This window comes from Azospirillum sp. A29 (assembly GCF_042604625.1).
Taxonomy (GTDB): Bacteria; Pseudomonadota; Alphaproteobacteria; order Azospirillales; family Azospirillaceae; genus Azospirillum; species Azospirillum palustre.
In genome coordinates this window covers 69,623-87,344 of sequence record NZ_CP170469.1, presented here as the reverse complement: position 1 = coordinate 87,344, position 17,722 = coordinate 69,623, and the positions used below count along the sequence as shown (strand labels likewise).

General features: G+C 67.5%; 14 protein-coding genes. 10 read left to right on the top strand and 4 right to left on the bottom strand.

Features of this window, described 5'->3' with window-relative positions; translation table 11 throughout:
- Window positions 1-11 precede the first annotated feature (11 nt).
- Window positions 12-2,684 carry a 2-oxoglutarate dehydrogenase E1 component gene (locus ABNQ38_RS34495; protein ID WP_377811377.1) on the bottom strand — a complete coding sequence of 891 codons (2,673 nt, stop codon included), beginning with the start codon at window positions 2,682-2,684 and terminating at the stop codon, window positions 12-14.
- Window positions 2,685-3,192: 508 nt separating this feature from the next.
- On the opposite strand from ABNQ38_RS34495, the gene ABNQ38_RS34490 reads away from it, so the two are divergent.
- From ABNQ38_RS34490 to ABNQ38_RS34455, 8 genes are all read left to right on the top strand, one after another.
- On the top strand, window positions 3,193-4,278 hold the full coding sequence (locus ABNQ38_RS34490; RefSeq protein WP_109047777.1) for a TRAP transporter substrate-binding protein: 1,086 nt from the start codon (window positions 3,193-3,195) through the stop codon (window positions 4,276-4,278).
- A 145-nt stretch (window positions 4,279-4,423) separates the two neighbouring features.
- Window positions 4,424-5,044 carry a TRAP transporter small permease subunit gene (locus tag ABNQ38_RS34485; RefSeq protein WP_377811453.1) on the top strand — a complete coding sequence of 207 codons (621 nt, stop codon included), beginning with the start codon at window positions 4,424-4,426 and terminating at the stop codon, window positions 5,042-5,044.
- Window positions 5,045-5,213: 169 nt separating this feature from the next.
- Window positions 5,214-7,004 carry a TRAP transporter large permease subunit gene (locus ABNQ38_RS34480; protein ID WP_377811452.1) on the top strand — a complete coding sequence of 597 codons (1,791 nt, stop codon included), beginning with the start codon at window positions 5,214-5,216 and terminating at the stop codon, window positions 7,002-7,004.
- A gap of 19 nt (window positions 7,005-7,023) precedes the next feature.
- Window positions 7,024-8,007 (top strand): ketopantoate reductase family protein, encoded by a 984-nt coding sequence (locus ABNQ38_RS34475; protein ID WP_377811376.1) that lies wholly within the window; start codon window positions 7,024-7,026, stop codon window positions 8,005-8,007.
- Between the two features lie 64 nt (window positions 8,008-8,071).
- A complete protein-coding gene (locus ABNQ38_RS34470; RefSeq protein ID WP_377811375.1) occupies window positions 8,072-9,526 on the top strand; it encodes an aldehyde dehydrogenase family protein in 1,455 nt (484 codons plus the stop codon).
- Window positions 9,527-9,597: 71 nt separating this feature from the next.
- Window positions 9,598-11,073 carry an FAD-binding oxidoreductase gene (locus ABNQ38_RS34465; protein WP_377811451.1) on the top strand — a complete coding sequence of 492 codons (1,476 nt, stop codon included), beginning with the start codon at window positions 9,598-9,600 and terminating at the stop codon, window positions 11,071-11,073.
- Complete coding sequence (locus tag ABNQ38_RS34460) at window positions 11,070-11,945, top strand: MaoC family dehydratase N-terminal domain-containing protein (protein ID WP_377811374.1); 876 nt, start codon at window positions 11,070-11,072, stop codon at window positions 11,943-11,945. Before ABNQ38_RS34465 ends, ABNQ38_RS34460 begins: the two co-directional genes overlap by 4 nt.
- Window positions 11,942-12,850, top strand: a complete 909-nt coding sequence (locus ABNQ38_RS34455; protein ID WP_377811373.1) for an aldolase/citrate lyase family protein — start codon at window positions 11,942-11,944, stop codon at window positions 12,848-12,850. Before ABNQ38_RS34460 ends, ABNQ38_RS34455 begins: the two co-directional genes overlap by 4 nt.
- Window positions 12,851-12,928: 78 nt before the next feature.
- On the opposite strand, the gene ABNQ38_RS34450 is transcribed toward ABNQ38_RS34455, so the two are convergent.
- Window positions 12,929-14,167: an MFS transporter gene (locus tag ABNQ38_RS34450; RefSeq protein ID WP_377811372.1), complete on the bottom strand. Its 1,239-nt coding sequence runs from the start codon at window positions 14,165-14,167 to the stop codon at window positions 12,929-12,931.
- Window positions 14,168-14,273: 106 nt separating this feature from the next.
- Between ABNQ38_RS34450 and ABNQ38_RS34445 the strand changes: the two genes are divergently transcribed.
- Window positions 14,274-14,726, top strand: a complete 453-nt coding sequence (locus ABNQ38_RS34445) for a winged helix-turn-helix transcriptional regulator (protein ID WP_377811371.1) — start codon at window positions 14,274-14,276, stop codon at window positions 14,724-14,726.
- Window positions 14,727-14,794: 68 nt separating this feature from the next.
- On the opposite strand, the gene ABNQ38_RS34440 is transcribed toward ABNQ38_RS34445, so the two are convergent.
- On the bottom strand, window positions 14,795-15,190 hold the full coding sequence (locus ABNQ38_RS34440; protein ID WP_377811370.1) for a winged helix-turn-helix transcriptional regulator: 396 nt from the start codon (window positions 15,188-15,190) through the stop codon (window positions 14,795-14,797).
- Between the two features lie 114 nt (window positions 15,191-15,304).
- Here ABNQ38_RS34440 and ABNQ38_RS34435 point away from each other — a divergent pair, with 114 nt between their 5' ends.
- Entirely contained in the window at window positions 15,305-16,030 is a 726-nt protein-coding gene (locus ABNQ38_RS34435; protein ID WP_377811369.1) for an SDR family NAD(P)-dependent oxidoreductase, read from the top strand.
- 202 nt (window positions 16,031-16,232) lie between these two features.
- Here the strand turns inward: ABNQ38_RS34435 and ABNQ38_RS34430 are convergent, their stop codons facing one another.
- Complete coding sequence (locus ABNQ38_RS34430; RefSeq protein WP_377811368.1) at window positions 16,233-17,348, bottom strand: NADH:flavin oxidoreductase; 1,116 nt, start codon at window positions 17,346-17,348, stop codon at window positions 16,233-16,235.
- Window positions 17,349-17,722 lie beyond the last annotated feature (374 nt).

Sequence of the window (17,722 nt, the reverse complement as noted above, 5' to 3'; positions counted from 1 at the left end):
CGGCCGGGTCGTCACTCCGCCGCCGCAGCCTTTTCGCGGGACGGCAGGGAGGCGGCGAGCCCGGCTAAGGCCCGCTCCACCAGCCGGCGCTGGTCGGCGTCATGGTCGCCGTGGAAGCTGCCGGCGGGAGAGGCCGCTTCGGCGCGGGCCACGCAGGCGACGCGCGGCTCGGCGCAGCCGGCCGCTTCCCGCAAGGACTCCAGCCGGCGGTCGAGGTAGGTCCAGGCGCCCAGGTTTTCCGGCTCTTCCTGCACCCACAGGCAGGATGCCTCCGGCCAACGGCGGAACAGGGCCAACAGCTCGGCCGCGGGCAGGGGATACAGCATCTCCAGCCGCACCACGGCGACATCCCCGGCGTCCAGGGCGGACCGCTCCCGCTCCAGCTCGTAAGCCAGCTTGCCGCTGCACAGCAGGATGCGGCCGACGCGCTCGCCGGCGCTGACGACGACCGGCTGGAATCCGGTGCCGGGCGCGACATCGGCCAGCGTCGACACCGCCGCCGGCAGGCGCAGCAGGGTCTTCGGGCTCAGCACCACCAGCGGCTTGCGGTCACGCCGCAGAATCTGCCGGCGCAGCAGGTGGAAATAGTTCGCCGGGGTGGACGGATGCGCGATGCGGATGTTGTCGCGCGCCGCCATCTGGAGGAAGCGCTCCGGCCGGGCGGAGGAATGCTCCGGCCCCTGCCCTTCCAGACCGTGCGGCAGCAGGATGACGAGGCCGGAGGGCTGACGCCACTTGTCTTCCGCGCTGACGATGAACTGGTCGATCAGGATCTGGGCGCCGTTGGCGAAATCGCCGAACTGCGCCTCCCAGATCACCAGCGCGTCGGGCCGTTCCAGGCTGTAGCCGTATTCGAAGCCGAGTACGGCATATTCCGACAGCGGGCTGTTGACCACGTCGAAGCGAGCCTGGGCGACGCCCAGATGGTTCAGGCTGACATGGCGCTTCCCGGTGACGGTATCGGTCAGGGCGAAATGCCGGTGGGAAAAGGCGCCACGCACCACGTCCTGGCCGGTCAGCCGCACCGGCACCCCGTCGGCCAGCAGCGTGGCGAAGGCCAGCGCCTCGCCGGTCGCCCAGTCCAGCGGCTCCTCGGCGCGGCGGCGGATGACGCGCTCCACCTTGCGGTCGACGGTCAGGCCATCCGGAATGGCGGCCAGCGCCGCCAGCAGAGCCCGCAGCCGGTCGGGGCCGATGCCGGTGTCCGGTTCGGCCGCTGTTGAACCGCCGGACGCGAACGGCGCCCAGCGTCCGCCGGGGAAGCCGTCATGGTTCGGCCGGTAATCGGCGGCGGCAGCCAACGCCTCCTGGAAGCGGGCCTTGTGACCGGCGGCAAGAGCGTCAATGTCGCCCTCCCCGACCGCCCCTTCGGCGGCGAGGCGCTTGGCATAGAGCGCGCGGACGGGCGGGTGGGCGTCGATGGCCGCGTAATCCAGCGGCTGGGTGAAGCGCGGCTCGTCGATCTCGTTGTGACCGTTGCGGCGGTAGCCGACGAGGTCGATCACCGCATCGCGCCCGTGCGTCTGCCGGAGGGCAACCGCGAGGTCGGCGGCCCGCAGCGCCGCGTCCGGATCGTCGGCGTTGACGTGCAGGATGGGGCTGTCCACCGCTTTCCACAGCCCGGTGCAATGGAGGGAGGTCCGCGCCTCGTCGCGGTCGGTGGTGAAGCCGATCTGGTTGTTGACGATGACATGGATGGTGCCGGCGACGGTGAAGCCGACGACGCCGGACAGTTGCAGCGCCTCGGTCACGCTGCCCTGGCCGATCACGCTGGCATCGGTGTGCAGCAGCACGCACAGCACCCGGCGCGCCTCGCCACCCTGCTCGCGGACCAGATCCTGACGCGCCCGCGCACGGCCCAGAGTGACCGGATTGATCGCCTCCAGATGCGACGGGTTGGGGGACAGGGTCAGCGCCATCGTGCCGTCGCCGAAGGACAGGCTGCTTTCCACCCCCATGTGATAGGGGACATCGGCAGGGACCGGCGGGTCGGCCTGGAAGGGATGCATGCCCTTGATCCCGGCGAACAGCTCGACCAGAGGCTTGCCCAGCACGTTGGCCATCAGGCTGAGCCGGCCGCGATGCATGGTCCCGACCTGCACCTCGGTGACGCCCGCCGCTGCCGCCGCGGCGAGGATGCGGTCCAGCAGCGGAATCAGCGTCTCCATCCCCTCCGCGCCGAACCGCTTCTTCGTCGGGTATCGGGTGCCGAGCAGCCTTTCGAACTCCTCCGCCGCGCTCAGCAGCGACAGCGCCCGGCGACGGGCCTCGGCCGACGGAACATCAGCCGCTCCCTCATAGGCGTCGCGCAGCCAGGACCGCAGGGCCGGATCGTCGATATGGGCGGTTTCCAGCGTCAGCGTGCCCTGATAGAGCCGGCGCAGCCTCATGGTCTCCGCATCCCCCGACGCCGGCCCGGCGGGAGGCGCAGCGCGGCCCAGCGGATCGAGGGCGGCGGCGGCATGGCCGCGCTGGCGGATTTCCTCGTGCTGCAGTGACAGCGGCCCGGACGCCGGGCCACCGGATGCCGACAAGTCCGGAGCGACCGCGCCCAGCTCGTCCAGGATCTGGAAGACGGCGCGCCAGCTCACGTCCACCGATGCGGGATCGTCGCGGAAACGTTCCTGCAACGCTTCCAGATAGGCAGCCCCGGCGGCGTTGAGCGGAGAGGACGGCCTAGACATGGCGCTTACCGTTCATGCGGTTGAACATCCGTCGTTTGAGGCTATTGGGAACCGTTCCCCACAGACTACCGATCAGCCTCGCATCGCGGAGCGCATGGCGTGCCTGTAACAGATATTCATTGCGGGCATAGCAAACCGTCAGCAGGCACTCCGGTTTTGCGGGGGCTATGGGACTTAGCGGAAAAGGTTCGTGTGGCTGATGGCTTGCCCAGCTTATGGCTGGTATGCCCACGAAACACATTCCTCTGTGCGGACGGTTGCTCCACTGTCAGGGTCACCACATCGACCCGTCCGTTCCCGGACAGTCACCATCGTCCCCGGGACCAGCCGCCGCCAATTCCCCGGACACCGCGAGCAAGGAGATGTCGCGCCCACCGCCAGACACCGCAAGCCACGATTTCCATCTGCTCTTAACCGGTTCGATGGATGTCATGCCGAGAAAAGCGGTTGTGGATAATCAACCGTCGCCGTGCCGTCACACAACAAGAACTTCGGGAGGAACAACAGCATGAAGCGCCGTCAATTCTTCAAGGGTGCCGCCGTCGCCGCCGGTGCCTCCACGCTTGCGGCTCCGGCCATCGCGCAATCGGAACCGACGATCCGCTGGCGCTGCGTGTCCAGCTTCCCGAAGAACATCGACGTGCTCTACGGCAGCGCCGAGGTGATGGCGAAGAACGTCGCCGAGGCCACCGACGGCAAGTTCCAGATCCAGGTCTTCGCCGCCGGCGAGGTGGTCCCGGCGCTCCAGGCGCTGGATGCCGCCAGCAACGACACGGTCGAGATGTGCCACACCGCGTCCTACTACTATGTCGGCAAGGATCCGGCCTTCGCCTTCGGCTGCTGCCTGCCCTTCGGGCTGAACACCCGCCAGCAGAACGCCTGGTTCTATCACGGCGAAGGCGGCAAGCTGCTGGAGGAGTTCTACGCCGGCTACAATCTCAAGGCGCTGGCCGGCGGCAACACCGGCGCGCAGATGGGCGGCTGGTTCCGCAACGAGATCAAGAGCGTCGAGGATCTGAAGGGGCTGAAGTTCCGCATCTCCGGCCTGGGCGGCCAGATCCTGGCCAAGCTCGGCGTGGTGGCGCAGCAGGTCGGCGGCGGCGACATCTATCCGGCGCTGGAACGCGGCACCATCGACGCCGCCGAGTTCAACGGCCCCTACGACGACGAGAAGCTCGGGCTCTACAAGATCGCCCCCAACTATTACTATCCAGGCTGGTGGGACGGCACCTCGCTCCAGCATTTCTTCATCAACACCAAGCGCTGGAACGACCTGCCGAAGCATTATCAAGCGGCACTGACGGCGGCGGCGGCGCTGGCGAACATCGACAGCGTGGCGCGCTACGACGTGCTGAACCCGGCCGCGCTGAAGCGCGTGGTCGCCAATGGCGCCAAGCTGCGCGCCTTCCCGCAGGACGTGCTGCAAGCCAGCCACAAGGCGGCGATGGAGCTTTACGACGAGCTGTCGGACAAGAATCCGGCCTTCAAGAAGTTCTACGAGAGCTATCGCCGCTTCCAGAACGATTCCAATCTATGGTTGCAGGCTTCGGAATATGCCTATGACAGCGCGACCCTCCGCCTGACGCGGCGCTGATCGGCCGCCGCTCCTTCACGATTTCCCAGCCAAGGGGCCGGGTGCCGGCACCGCCGCCCCCGGCCCCTTGGCATCGTCGCGACGGTCGCGATCGGCCTTCCGGGAGAAGCTGCCCTCCATGACGAGCTCACCCCCCTCCCCCCTGATGACGGCCCTGGTCGGGGTCTGCCGGCTGGTCGACGCGGTCACCGTGCGGCTGGGCAAGGCGATATCCTGGCTGATCCTGCTGGCGATCCTGGTTTCGGCGGTCAACGCCGTGATCCGCAAGCTGTTCGACGTCAGCTCCAACTCGTGGCTGGAACTGCAATGGGTGCTGTTCGCCGCGGTGTTCCTGCTCTGCTCGCCCTGGACGTTGCGGGAGGACGAGCACATCCGCATCGACATCGTGAATGCGATGCTGACGAAGCGCGCGCGCGACGGCATCGACCTGTTCGGCCATATCGCCTTCCTGCTGCCCTTCAGCTTCGTGATGATGATCACCTCCTGGCCCTTCGCGCTTGCCTCCTACGCCATCGAGGAACAGTCGATGAACGCCGGCGGCCTGCCGCAATGGCCGGCGAAGCTGCTGATTCCGCTAGGCTTCACCGTGCTGTTCATCCAGGGCCTGTCGGAGCTGGCCAAGCGTGCCGCGATCATGGCCGGCCATCTGGAGAATGGAACCCAGCGGGCCGGAGGCCATCAGGCGGCCGCCGAGGCCGAGGCCGAGCGGCTGCTCGCCGCCGAGCGCGAGCGGACCCCCCCTCCCGACACCATTCCCAGCCGGTAGACGCGCGATGAGCACGACCTCCCCCTCCCTTTCGCCGCGCACCGTCCGGCTGTCCGTCATCTCCCTGCTGCTGCTGGCCGCCGTCGCCGTGGCGCTCTACGTGCTTCCGGTGCCCGGCGCCGGCGCGCTCGCCGAACAGGACGGCTGGCGCGGCTGGTTCGGCCACAACATGGCGCCGATCATGTTCGGCGTGCTGGTGGTCATGCTGCTGCTGGGCTATCCGGTCGCCTTCGCACTGGCCGCCAACGGCCTGCTGTTCGGCCTGATCGGCATCGAGCTGGGCCTGTTCCGGCCCGACCTGTTCCAGGCGCTGCCGGAACGCATCTACGGCACGATGAACAACGACGTGCTGCTTGCCGTGCCCTTCTTCACCTTCATGGGGCTGGTGCTGGAGCGTTCAGGAATGGCCGAGGATCTGCTCGACACCATCGGGCAGCTGTTCGGCTCGATCCGCGGCGGGCTCGCCTATGCCGTCATCTTCGTCGGCGCGCTGCTGGCGGCGACGACTGGCGTGGTCGCCGCCTCGGTGATCTCCATGGGCCTGATCTCGCTGCCGATCATGCTGCGCTACGGCTATGACCGCCGTCTGGCGTCGGGCATCATCGCCGCGTCCGGCACGCTGGCCCAGATCATCCCGCCGTCCCTGGTGCTGATCGTCATGGCCGACCAGCTCGGCCGCTCCGTCGGCGACATGTACGAGGCCGCCTTCATCCCCGGCCTGCTGCTGGCCGGCCTGTACGCCCTCTACGTCTTCGTCGTCTCGCTGATCTGGCCCAAGGCCGCCCCCGGCCTGCCGCCGGAAGCCATCGCCTACCGCGAGCCCAACGGCGCGCGCGGCGTCTGGCAGCTCGGCGTGCTGGCGCTGTTCTCGGGCGCCATGGCCTATTGGGTGATGGGGCGCACCGGGGTGAAGTCCGGCGCCGATTATGTCGTGCTGCTGCTGTCGGTGGCGGTGACGGTGGCCTTCCTGGCCGCCACCTTCAACCGGTCCTTCGGCGCGCAGCGTCTGGCGCTGCAAGCCGTGGTGACGGCGGCGCTGACGGCGGGAGCGGCGTGGCTGACGCTGAACGGCTCGACCACGCTGGCGCTGCTGGGCGATTCAATCGCGGCCGGTGCGCTCTACGCCCTGGCGGTGGCGCTGGTGGAGCGGGCCAGCGGCCGGCGGCTGATTTCCCGGATGGCGGAGCAGGCGACCTTCGTGATGGTGCCGCCGCTGGCGCTGATCTTCCTGGTGCTCGGCACCATCTTCATCGGCCTCGCCACCCCGACGGAGGGCGGCGCCATGGGGGCCGTCGGCGCGCTGGCGCTGGCGGCGATGAAGAAGCGGCTGAGCTTCGACATGGTGCGTCAGGCGACCTACTCGACGGCGAAGCTGGCGGCCTTCGTGCTGTTCATCCTGATCGGGGCGCGGGTGTTCTCGCTGACCTTCTACGGCGTCAACGGCCATGTCTGGGTCGAGGAGCTGATGGTCTCCCTGCCGGGTGGCCAGATGGGCTTCCTGATCGCCGTCAGCGTGATGGTGTTCCTGCTCGCCTTCTTCCTCGATTTCTTCGAGCTGGCCTTCATCGTCATCCCGCTGCTGGCTCCGGCGGCCGACCGGCTGGGCATCGATCTGGTGTGGTTCGGCATCATCCTGGCGGTGAACATGCAGACCAGCTTCATGCACCCGCCCTTCGGCTTCTCCTTGTTCTTCCTGCGCTCGGTGGCGCCGAAACTGCCCTACATCGACCGCGTGACGAAGAAGGAGACGGCGCCCGTCCTGACCAGCCAGATCTACTGGGGAGCCGTGCCCTTCGTCGTCATCCAGCTGGTGATGGTGGCGCTGGTGATCGCCTTCCCGCAGATGGTCATGCATTACAAGTCGGCCGCGGTCAAACTGGACGACAAGCAGATCGAGGAGCAGTTCCAGGGCCTGGGCAGCGGCATGGACAACGAGCTGCCGCCGCTGGAATTCAAGTGAGACAGGAAGGGAGGACGACATGCGCATCGCCGTCGTAGGGGCCGGCGCCGTGGGCGGCGCGCTGGCGGGGTATCTCGCCGCGACCGGCCGGCACGAGGTGTCTCTGCTGGCGCGCGGCGCCCATCTGGCGGCGATCCGCGAGCGCGGCCTGACCGTCCGGACGCCGACGGGCACGCTGGCCTGCCGGCCGCAGGCCAGCGACGACGCCGGCGATCTCGGCCGCCAGGACATGGTGATCGTCACGGTCAAGGGGCACGGACTGCCGGCGCTGGCCTCGTCCTTCCCGGCGTTGTGCAGCCCGGACACGCTGGTGGTGGCGGCGCAGAACGGCATCCCCTGGTGGTACCTGTACGGCGCCGGGGACGACGTGACGGCGGAGCCGCTGGAGGTGGTCGATCCCGGCGGCGCCCTGTGGGCGGCCATCAGTCCGGAGCGGATCGCCGCCTGCGTGATCGAGGTCCTGCCCGCCCGCATCGTCGAGCCGGGCGTCGTCGCCCACAGCGCCATGCCGGTGCTGGCCTTCGGGGCGCCGCGTCCCGGCGACCATGCCGGAAAGCTGGCGGCGCTGGCCGGGTCCTTCAACGCCGCCGGCGCCACCGCCCGGCTGCCCGCCGACATCCGCATCCCGCTGTGGAGCAAGCTGATGCTCAATATGGCGGTCGGCCCGACCAGCGTGCTGACCGGCGCCACCATGGGCGCCATGGAGCAGGCGCCCGGCATGGCCGCCGTCCAGGGCCGGTTGATGCGCGAATGCCTGGCCGTGGCCCGCGCCTGGGGCGTCGACCTGCCCGACGACGTCGACGAGCGGCTCGGCCGCGGCAGCGGCGTTCCAGGGCACAAGCCGTCGATGCTGCAGGATTTCGAAGCCGGGCGCAGCATGGAAATCGGCCCCATCGTGACCGCCGTCCTCGAACTGGCCCGCCGCCGCGGCGTGCCGGTGCCGACCATCGAAACGCTGTGGGCGCTGACCGCCCTGAAGGAGCGGGTGGCCCGCGCCGGCTGAGCCAAGGGCTGACTTAAAGGCCGCCGCCCCCCTCGACCGAACGGATTTCCGGAGAAGACCCGACATGCATTCCGACATCAGTCAAAACACCAACTTCATCGCCGGAAACTGGCGGCCGGGCCGCGACCGGCTCGACATCTTCAACCCGTCGGACCTGGACGAGCTGGCCGGCTCCTACACGTTGGCGACCGCCGACGACGTGACCGAAGCCGTGGCCGCCGCCCGAAGCGCCCAGCCGCACTGGCGCGCCGCGACGGTGGAGCAGCGTTCCCTGGTGCTCGACGCCATCTCCCGCGCGCTGTTCGACGGCAAGGAGGAACTGGCGCGGATCGCCGCGACCGAGGGCGGCAAGACCATCCCCGACGCGCTGGGCGAGATCGTCCGCGCCGCCCATCTCGCCCGTTTCTTCTCGGCCGAGGCCTTGCGGGCGCCGGGCGAGACGCTGGGCTCGGTGCGTCCGGGGGTCGAGGTGGACGTGACGCGCGAGCCGGTCGGCGTCATCGGTCTGGTGACGCCCTGGAACTTCCCGGTCGCCACGCCGATGTGGAAGATCGCCCCGGCGCTCGCCTTCGGCAACGCGGTGATCTGGAAGCCGTCGGAAAAGACCCCCGGCATCTCCATCGCCGTCACCCGCATCATCGCGTCGGCGCTTGAAGCGCACGGCATGCCGACCGGCCTGTTCAATCTGGTGATCGGCGCCGGTCCGAACGTCGGCGCCGCGGTGGTCGATGCGGTGGACGCGGTGTCCTTCACCGGGTCCGTCAACACCGGACGGCGCATCGCCGTGCGCTGCGCCGAACACATGATCCGCGTCCAGCTCGAACTCGGCGGCCAGAACCCGCTGGTGGTGCTGGGCGACGCCGACCCGGAGCGCGCCGCCGAGATCGGCGTCAACAGCGCCTATTTCCACGCCGGACAGCGCTGCACCGCCACCGGCCGCTTCATCGTCGAGGACAGCATCCACGACGCCTTCGTCGCCGCGATGGTCGAGCGGATGGCGGCCCTGCGCGTCGGCCATGCCCTTCTGCCGGAGACCCAGATCGGCCCGGTGATCGACGAGTTCCAGCTGACCAAGAACCTGCAATACATCGATACCGGCCTGAACGAGGGTGCCCGGCTGGCGTCCGGCGGCACGCGGCTGGAGCGGCCGACCCGCGGCTGGTTCCTGGCGCCGACGCTGTTCACCGAAACCGGCAACGCCATGACCATCAACCGCGAAGAGGTGTTCGGCCCGGTCGCCAGCGTCATCCGCGTCAGGGATTACGACGAGGCGCTGGCCGTCGCCAACGACACCGATTACGGCCTGTCGTCGGGCATCGTCACCAACTCGATGAAGCATGCCCGCCATTTCCAGGCCAACATCCAGGCCGGCATGACCATGCTGAACCTGCCGACAGCGGGCGTCGACTACCATGTCCCCTTCGGCGGGCGGAAGATGTCGAGCTACGGCCCGCGCGAGCAGGGACGTTCGGCCATCGAATTCTATACCATCATCAAGACGGCCTACCGCGCGCTGTGACGCAGGCCCGAAGCCCAGGGAGAGCTCCCTTGCCGAACGATATCCAGACCAGCGGGCCGACCAGCGGGCAGATGACCACCCTCCGGCCGGACTTCGAGACGGCCGTGCTCGCCCCCATCCGCGCCATCGTCGGCGACCGCGGCCTGATCACCGACGCCGAAACCATGAAGCCCTTCATGGAATCCTGGCGCGACGGCTGGGTCGGCCGGTCGCCCGCCGTGGTGCTTCCCGACAGTACCGAGGCCCTCGCCGCGGTGGTCCGTATCTGCGCCGAAACCCGCACGCCGATCGTGCCGCAGGGTGGCAACACCGGCCTGACCGGGGCCAGCCAGCCGCATGCCGACGGATCGGAGATCGTCATCTCCACCAACCGGCTGAACCGCATCCGCGAAATCGACATCGACAACGACACGATGACGGTGGAGGCCGGCTGCATCCTCGCCAACATCCAGAGCGCGGCGCGCGACGTCGGCCGGCTGTTCCCGATGAGCCTCGCCGCCGAGGGATCCTGCCAGATCGGCGGCAACATCGCGACCAATGCCGGCGGCGTGCAGGTCGTGCGCTACGGCAACATGCGCAACCTCGTGGCCGGGCTGGAGGTGGTGCTGCCCGACGGCCGGATCTGGGACGGGCTGCGCGGCCTGCGCAAGGACAATGCCGGCTACGACCTGAAGCAGATCTTCATCGGCTCCGAAGGCACGCTGGGCATCGTCACCGCCGCGGTGCTGAAGCTGTCGCCGCTGCCGCGCGCCACCGCCACCGCCCTGGTCGCCGTGTCGGCCCCCAGCGACGCCGTCGATCTGCTGACCCGCGCCAAGGGCGTGGCCGGCGACCGCATCGTCACCTTCGAGCTGATCCAACGCGCCTGCATCGACGTGGCCCGCAAACATGTGCCGGACGTGCCCGATCCCCTGCGCGACCGCTATCCCTGGTACGTGCTGGTGGAGTTGGCCGACCAGGATTCCGGCAACCGGCTGGCCGAGATGCTGGAGGGCATCCTGGAGGCGGGGATGGAGGCCGGCGAGGTGCTGGACGGCGTGGTCGCCGCATCGAAGGCCCAGGCCGATTCGCTGTGGCGCATCCGCGAAGGCATCCCGGAAGGGCAGAAGCGCGAGGGCGTGTCCTTCAAGCACGACGTTTCCGTGCCGATCTCGCGCGTCGCACGCTTCCTCGACCGCACCGACGCGGCGCTGGAACGGGCCTGCCCCGGCATCCGCCCCTTCTCCTTCGGCCATCTCGGCGACGGCAACATCCATTACAACCCGATCCAGGCGGAGGACGGCGACCCGGCCGAATGGCGGGCGAAGCTGGCGACGGTCAACGCCATCGTCCACGACATCGTCGTCGATCTCGGCGGGTCGATCTCGGCAGAGCACGGCATCGGCCGCCTGCGCATCGACGAGATGCCGCGCTACAAATCGCCGGTGGAACTGGAGATGATGGCGACGCTGAAGCGTGCCTTCGATCCGCACAACCTCATGAATCCGGGCAAGATCCTGCATTCCCCCAAGGTGGCCTTCGAGGTGGCGCCCAAGGTGGCGCCATGACCTTCGAAGCTCTGAAGGACTGGATCGGCCGGGTGGAGATGCGGACGGACACCGCCATCGCCGCACCGCTCGCCGGGCTGGCGGCGACGCTGGACCACGACACCCCGCCCTGGCCGGCGGGGGAACTGCCGCCGCTCGGCCACTGGCTGCATTTCCTCCCCAACGCGCCGCAGCGGGACATCGGCGAGGACGGCCACCCGCACAAGGGCGGTTTCCTGCCGCCGGTGCCGCTGCCCCGCCGGATGTGGGCCGGCAGCGACATGCGCTTTCTGGCACCGATCCCCATCGGTGTGGAGATGCGGCGCACCTCCACCATCGAATCGGTGGAGCACAAGGCCGGCCGGTCGGGCAAAATGGTGTTCGTCAGCGTAAGGCATGAGATCGCGACCGACGCCGGTGTCGCCATCCGCGAAAAGCAGGACATCGTCTATCGCGAGGCCGCTAGGCCGGGCGAGGCGCCGCCCCCGCCATCCGCCGATCCCCTGCCCGTGGCCGACTGGACCGGCAGCGTCACCCCCGATCCGGTGCTGCTGTTCCGCTATTCCGCCCTGACCTTCAACGGCCACCGCATCCATTACGACCGTCCCTACTGCCGCGAGGCGGAAGGCTATCCGGGGCTGGTGGTGCATGGACCGCTGACGGCGACCCTGCTGATGGATCTGGTGCTGCGCAATCTTGCCAGCGGTTCCGAGGGCCGGCGGGTCGCCGGTTTCCGCTTCCGCGCCCGCCGGCCGCTGTTCGACACCGCACCCTTCACGCTGAACGCGGCGGCAAGGGGGGATGGCGAGATCGAGGGATGGGCGGTCGGTCCGGACGGACAGGTCGCGATGACGGCCGAATTCGCGGTCACGCCGGGAGCAGACAGGCCATGAGCGGGCACACCGTGAATGAACCGGTTGGGGACGGAGGATTTTCCGGCGGGCGGCCCCGGCGCAGCTGGCTGTTCACCCCGGCGACGCGCCCCGACCGCTTCGACCGTGCCGCCCGGTCCGGTGCCGATGTCCTGATCGTCGATCTGGAGGACGCCGTGCCACCTGCCGACAAGGCGATGGCGCGCGATGCGGCGTTGACGGCCCTGGCGGCGGCACCCGCCGCGCCGATCCTGCGGGCGCTGCGCATCAACACGCCGGTGACGCCCGAAGGGCTGGAGGATCTGCTGGCCCTGATGCGCCATCCGCAAGGCGGCGGGCCGGATTTCGTCATCGTGCCGAAGGTCGACAGTCCCGAGACGATCCGCTGGATCGACACGCTTCTGAGCGGCGCGGGCAGGCCCCTGCCGCTGGTGGCGCTGATCGAGTCCGCCCCCGGCATCGCGGCGGTGGAGGACATCGCCCGCGCATCGCCCCGGCTAGCCGCCCTGTTCTTCGGTGCCGCCGACCTGTCCGCCGATCTGGGCTGCGCCACCGCGTGGGAGCCGCTTCTGTCGGCGCGGTCCCGGCTGATCAATGCCGCAGCGCTTGCGGGCATCGAAGCGGTGGATTCCCCCTTCTTCGATTTGACCGACACCGCCGGGTTGCAACGGGAAGCATCATCCGCCCTGTCGCTGGGATTCGGTGCCAAGGCGGCGATCCATCCCGGCCAGATATCCACCATCACCGCGACATTCACCCCGACCGAAGCCGAGATCGCCCAAGCCCGCCGTATCCTGGCTGAAAGTGCCAAGGGCGTCGCGGTGGTCGATGGCCGCATGATCGACGAAGCGATGGCGCGCAAGGCCCGCCGCATCCTGTCCCGCGCCACATGTGCGAACCAGCCGCAAGAGGATCGTCTCCCATGAAAATCCTCTTCGACAGAAAACGCTTGGCGGCGGTGGTGTTTGGCATGGGAGAGAGGGTGAAGTCGGCAAACCAGAATCTTAGGATCCGTTGGCGCATTCCGTCGCTTCGCTACCGACCGTCAACTGGCGCGCGCCAGCCCAAATCACCATTGCGGCTGCACTGAATGCTGCTCCCAGCATGGAAACGCCGTGCCAGCCGGCATGGGCGTAGACCATGGTTGCGGCACTTGCTCCAATGGCACTGCCGATCGAATAGAAAACCATGTATCCGCCGACGAGACGGCTGCGTGCCGTCGGGTAGCGAGCGACGATGATGCTCTGGTTGGTGACATGGACCGCCTGCACAGCAAGATCGAGCAGGACAACGCCGATCAGCAGAAGCGGAATCGACGACGGCAGAAACGCGATCAGCCCCCACGACAGCAGCAGGAGCGTGAGAGACAGTGCCGTCGTCCATTGGCCGAGACCGCGATCCGCGAGGCGTCCCGCACCTGTCGCGGCTGCCACCCCTGCCAGACCGACCAGACCGAACAGACCGATCTGCGTGTGCGAGTAGTTGAAAGGGGCCTTGCTGAGCGGCAGAACCAGGCTTGTCCAGAATGTGCTGAAAGTTGCGAAAATCAGCAGAGCGAGAAGACCGCGCGCCAGCAGAACCCGGTCACGAAAAAACAGGGAGGGGATGGAGCGCAGTGTCTCCGCGTAGCTGTCGGTGCTGCCCGGCAACGGATTTCGCGGCAGAACACGCGTCAGCAGCCCGACCATAGCGGCCATCAGAACGGCCGATGTCAGATAGACCGCCCGCCAGCCGCCGACATCGGCGAGCAGTCCGGCGACGAAGCGGGCGGCGAGGATGCCGATGACGACGCCGCTTGTTACTGTGCCGACTGCCTTGCCCCGTTCGGCAGGTGCTGCCAGCGTCGCGGCAAAGGCGACCAGAACCTGCACCACGACGGCGAGCAGGCCCATCGCGGCAAGGCCGGTGAAGAGAACCCCTTCGCTTTTCGCTGTCGCAACGGCGACCAACGCGACGACCGACAAAAGGCCCTGCCCAATGACAAGCCGACGGCTGTCAAGCATATCCCCAAGCGGAACGATGAAGATCAGCCCCAATGCATAGCCAACCTGGGTCAGCGTCACGACAAGTCCAATCGCAGCGGGCGAAATTCCAAAATCCCTCGCGATCGCGTCGAGCAATGGCTGAGCGAAATAGACATTCGCGACGCTGATGCCGGCGGCAATGGCAAAGATCAGCGTCGTACCTCTTGATAGACCGCCATCCGGCTGATGTCGTCTCCCTGATTCCCTTGCACTCTGCATGGCGATCCCGTTTGTGAAGCCAATCTGGTTTCATATCGAGACCACTTGTGCAGGAAGAAATCCAGTTCTAAGTTAGTACCAGTTTTGTGTGATGGAGGCCGGTGGCATGGTCAAGCGGGTCAGTCTTTGGGATGCCGGTTGCCCGGTGGCGCGGGCGCTCGATGTCATCGGCGATTGGTGGTCACTGCTGATCATTCGCGACGCCTTCGACGGAGTGCGACGGTTCAACGAGTTCCAGAGCGGCCTTGGCATTGCCAAGGGAATGTTGGCAACCCGGCTGCGCGATCTGACCGAACGCGGCATTCTGGAGACCGCGCCGGCTTCGGACGGCAGCGCCTACAAGGAATATGTTCTGACCGAAAAAGGGCGCGGCCTTTTCCTCGTTATCGTCGCGCTGCGCCAGTGGGGCGAAGACCATCTCTATGGCCCCGATGAGCCGCGATCCTCGATGATCGCCGCTGAAACGGGCCTCCCGGTTGCCCGTCTGGAACTGCATACAGGAGACGGGCGGGTTCTGACATGGAGCGATACGAGGGTGATGAAGGCCGATAAAAACTGATCGAATGCAGAGATGGCAAAGCAACGCTCTGGGACGGTATGCGAAGGAGACAGCATGGCCCCTGGCTGCTAGACCTCCTCTTCCTCCTCCTCTCCCTCCCCTCTCGATGTGTCATAGGCGCGCTGCGCTCTTTCCATCGCGGGGCCGTTGGCGAGCGACCAGTTGTAAAGGGCGGCGAAGGGTTCGCGCAGCGAGCAGCCGAGATCGGTAATCGCGTACTCCACGCCAATCGGCTGCGTCGGCAGGACCTTGCGACTGACGAGGCCGTTGCGCTCCAGACGCTTCAATGCCTCGGACAAAGCCTTGTGGGTGATGCCGTCGAGGCGGCGCTTGAGGTCGTTGAACCGCGCCGGCTGCGTGCAGAGGACGCTCAGGATCAGCACCGTCCATTTGTTGGCGATATGTTCGAGGATGGGCCGCGTCGCGGTGACATCCAGCGGCAGTTCGAGCACGTCTCTGGCCATGGGTATACACCTCAATATCTGAGCACTATCTGGTATCTAAGCACCCTCAGGTGCGTTCTTGTAATTAGATATAGGAATGATAGCTGTTCGTCATCACCAGCGATGTGAGGACGTATGAGTGGGCTTTCAGGAAAAATCGCCGTCGTGGTCGGTGGCCATGGCGGCATCGGTGGCGCCATCGCGGAGCGGTTCGCGGCAGAAGGCGCCACGGTCTACGCCACCAGTCGTCGCGCGGAAGAGGGGGAGGTCGAGCTTGGGGCCGGCAGGCTGCGCACGCGCCGCGTCGATGCTTCCGATCTGACGGCGCTCGCCGCCTTCTTCGAGGCGGTGGGCAGCGAGGCCGGACGGGTGGACGTGCTCGCTGTCAACGCCGGCATTTCCGAGTTCGCGACCCTCGACGGCATCGGCGAGGACCATTTCGACCGGACCTTCGGTCTCAACGTGCGCGCACTGCTGTTTGCCGCCAAGGCTGCGACGGCGATCATGCCCGATGGCGGCTCGATCGTGCTGGTGGGCTCGATCGCCGGCGCGATCGGCACCAAAGGCTATGGCGTCTACGGGGCGACCAAGGCCGCCGTGCGCTCGTTCGCACGGACCTGGGCCAACGAGCTGGCGCCCCGCAACATCCGCGTCAACGTCGTGGCACCGGGACCAACCGACACCGCCATGATGGCGGCAGCGTCCGACGAGGTGCGCGAGACGCTGACGACGCTGATCCCGCTCGGCCGTATGGGTCGTGCCGACGAAGTGGCCTCGGCCGCGCTGTTCCTCGCCAGCGACCAAAGCAGCTTCATCACCGGAGCCGAGCTGCCGGTCGACGGAGGCATGGCGCAGGTCTGATCTGGGCACCGCCCTCGCAGGCGCTCGGCGTCCTCGGATGACCGGACTCATCACCCAGTAAGGGCTGACCGTTCATGGGTCGGGGCGCTGCTCGTCGGGCGCCTCGATCCGCGCCCGACTGTCGGCGACGGTCCCCGAAAGGCCGGCGTCACGGCGCGCCGCCGTGCGAGGACCGCTCGACGCCGAGCGCCGCTTCCAAGTCCTACACCAGTTCCGTGAGCGCGGCTGCGTCGAAGCCCTTCAGGGCGCTGCCGTTGCCGGTCCGGACCTTCTCCACCCATGCCGGATCGGCGATCAGGGCGCGACCGACGGCGATCAGGTCGAACTCATCGCGCTCCATCCGCTCCACGAGTTTGTCGAGTTTGGCCGCGGACGAGCCCTCGCCGCCGAACGCGCCCATGAAGTCTCCCGCAAGGCCGACCGAGCCGACGCTGATCGTAGCCGCTCCGGTCAGCTTCTTGGCCCAGCCGGCGAAATTCAGGCCCTGCTCGCCATCGATGTCCGGGAACTCGGGCTCCCAGAATCGGCGCTGCGAGCAGTGCAGGACGTCGACGCCGGCCTCTACCAGGGGGGTCAGCCAGGCGGCCATGAGAGCCGGCGTCTCCGCGAGCCGCACGGTGAAATCCTGCACCTTCCACTGGCTGAGACGCAGGATGATCGGGAAGTCGGGGCCGACGCTCGCCCGGACCGCCGCGACGACCTCCGCAGCAAAGCGCGAGCGTTCCCGAATCGTGGCACCGCCGTAACGGTCGGTCCGACGGTTGGTGGCGGCCCAGAAGAACTGGTCGAACAGGTAGCCGTGCGCCCCGTGCAGTTCGATGGTGTCGAAGCCAAGACGCTTTGCGTCGCCGGCGGCGCGGGCAAAGGCGGCAATCGTCTCGGCAATGTCGCCATCGCTCATGGCAACGCCGCGCTCGACGCCCGGTGCCTGCAATCCGGACGGGCTTTCGACGGGCGTGTCCGGCACCCACTCCGTCAGGAAGCTCTTGAGCGCTCCGGTGTGCCAAAGCTGTGGGCCCATCTTGGCACCGCCATCATGAACCGCATCGATCACGCCCTTCCAACCCGCCAGTGCCGCCTCTCCATGAAAGAACGGGACGCCCGGATCGTTCCGCGACGCCGGCCGATCGATCACCGTGCCTTCGGAGAGGATAAGGCCCACCCCGCCGTCCGACCGACGGCGATAGTAAGCCGCATGCGCCGCGCCGGGAATCCCATCCACTGCGAAGCTGCGGGTCATGGGCGCCATGACGATGCGGTTCGCCAGTTCCATGGCGCCAATACGGAATGGGCGAAACAGGACATCAGTAGCGGTCATCAGAGTACATGCCTCCGTTGGAAAGACCGCCAAGATATATAGGAGACACTAGGTTACAATAACGCACTTAGAGTCGCCTAGGTATATGAAAGTAAACCGCTCTGGCAGCGCTTGGACCGTCACCACGAGTATCGTGCTCGTGGTGATCGGCTCTCCCTTTCACAACACCGTTTCGACGGGCGGCCATGCCCTCCTGTCGCCGGCTCTCTTAACTCGACAGGTCTGCGGGCTCGGTGGCCGGCAAAGCATGAAGTTCGGTCCCTGGCAAACGGCGGCGAACCGCTTCTGCCCCTGGCGCAAGGCGGGGGTGCGGGGTGGTCGATGGGAACCGTTCCCATCGAACAGACCGCCAGGAACAGACGTTCGACCGGGTC

What these genes read in the sequence shown, in the direction of transcription:
- ABNQ38_RS34480 (WP_377811452.1), top strand. Translation starts at nt 5,214, where the DNA reads ATGGCGCCGATCATGTTCGGCGTGCTGGTGGTCATGCTGCTGCTGGGC.
- ABNQ38_RS34440 (WP_377811370.1), bottom strand. Translation starts at nt 15,190, where the DNA reads ATGGCCAGAGACGTGCTCGAACTGCCGCTGGATGTCACCGCGACGCGG.
- ABNQ38_RS34495 (WP_377811377.1), bottom strand. Translation starts at nt 2,684, where the DNA reads ATGTCTAGGCCGTCCTCTCCGCTCAACGCCGCCGGGGCTGCCTATCTG.
- ABNQ38_RS34465 (WP_377811451.1), top strand. Translation starts at nt 9,598, where the DNA reads ATGACCACCCTCCGGCCGGACTTCGAGACGGCCGTGCTCGCCCCCATC.
- ABNQ38_RS34435 (WP_377811369.1), top strand. Translation starts at nt 15,305, where the DNA reads ATGAGTGGGCTTTCAGGAAAAATCGCCGTCGTGGTCGGTGGCCATGGC.
- ABNQ38_RS34470 (WP_377811375.1), top strand. Translation starts at nt 8,072, where the DNA reads ATGCATTCCGACATCAGTCAAAACACCAACTTCATCGCCGGAAACTGG.
- ABNQ38_RS34490 (WP_109047777.1), top strand. Translation starts at nt 3,193, where the DNA reads ATGAAGCGCCGTCAATTCTTCAAGGGTGCCGCCGTCGCCGCCGGTGCC.
- ABNQ38_RS34450 (WP_377811372.1), bottom strand. Translation starts at nt 14,167, where the DNA reads ATGCAGAGTGCAAGGGAATCAGGGAGACGACATCAGCCGGATGGCGGT.
- ABNQ38_RS34485 (WP_377811453.1), top strand. Translation starts at nt 4,424, where the DNA reads ATGACGGCCCTGGTCGGGGTCTGCCGGCTGGTCGACGCGGTCACCGTG.
- ABNQ38_RS34445 (WP_377811371.1), top strand. Translation starts at nt 14,274, where the DNA reads ATGGTCAAGCGGGTCAGTCTTTGGGATGCCGGTTGCCCGGTGGCGCGG.
- ABNQ38_RS34455 (WP_377811373.1), top strand. Translation starts at nt 11,942, where the DNA reads ATGAGCGGGCACACCGTGAATGAACCGGTTGGGGACGGAGGATTTTCC.
- ABNQ38_RS34460 (WP_377811374.1), top strand. Translation starts at nt 11,070, where the DNA reads ATGACCTTCGAAGCTCTGAAGGACTGGATCGGCCGGGTGGAGATGCGG.
- ABNQ38_RS34475 (WP_377811376.1), top strand. Translation starts at nt 7,024, where the DNA reads ATGCGCATCGCCGTCGTAGGGGCCGGCGCCGTGGGCGGCGCGCTGGCG.
- ABNQ38_RS34430 (WP_377811368.1), bottom strand. Translation starts at nt 17,348, where the DNA reads ATGACCGCTACTGATGTCCTGTTTCGCCCATTCCGTATTGGCGCCATG.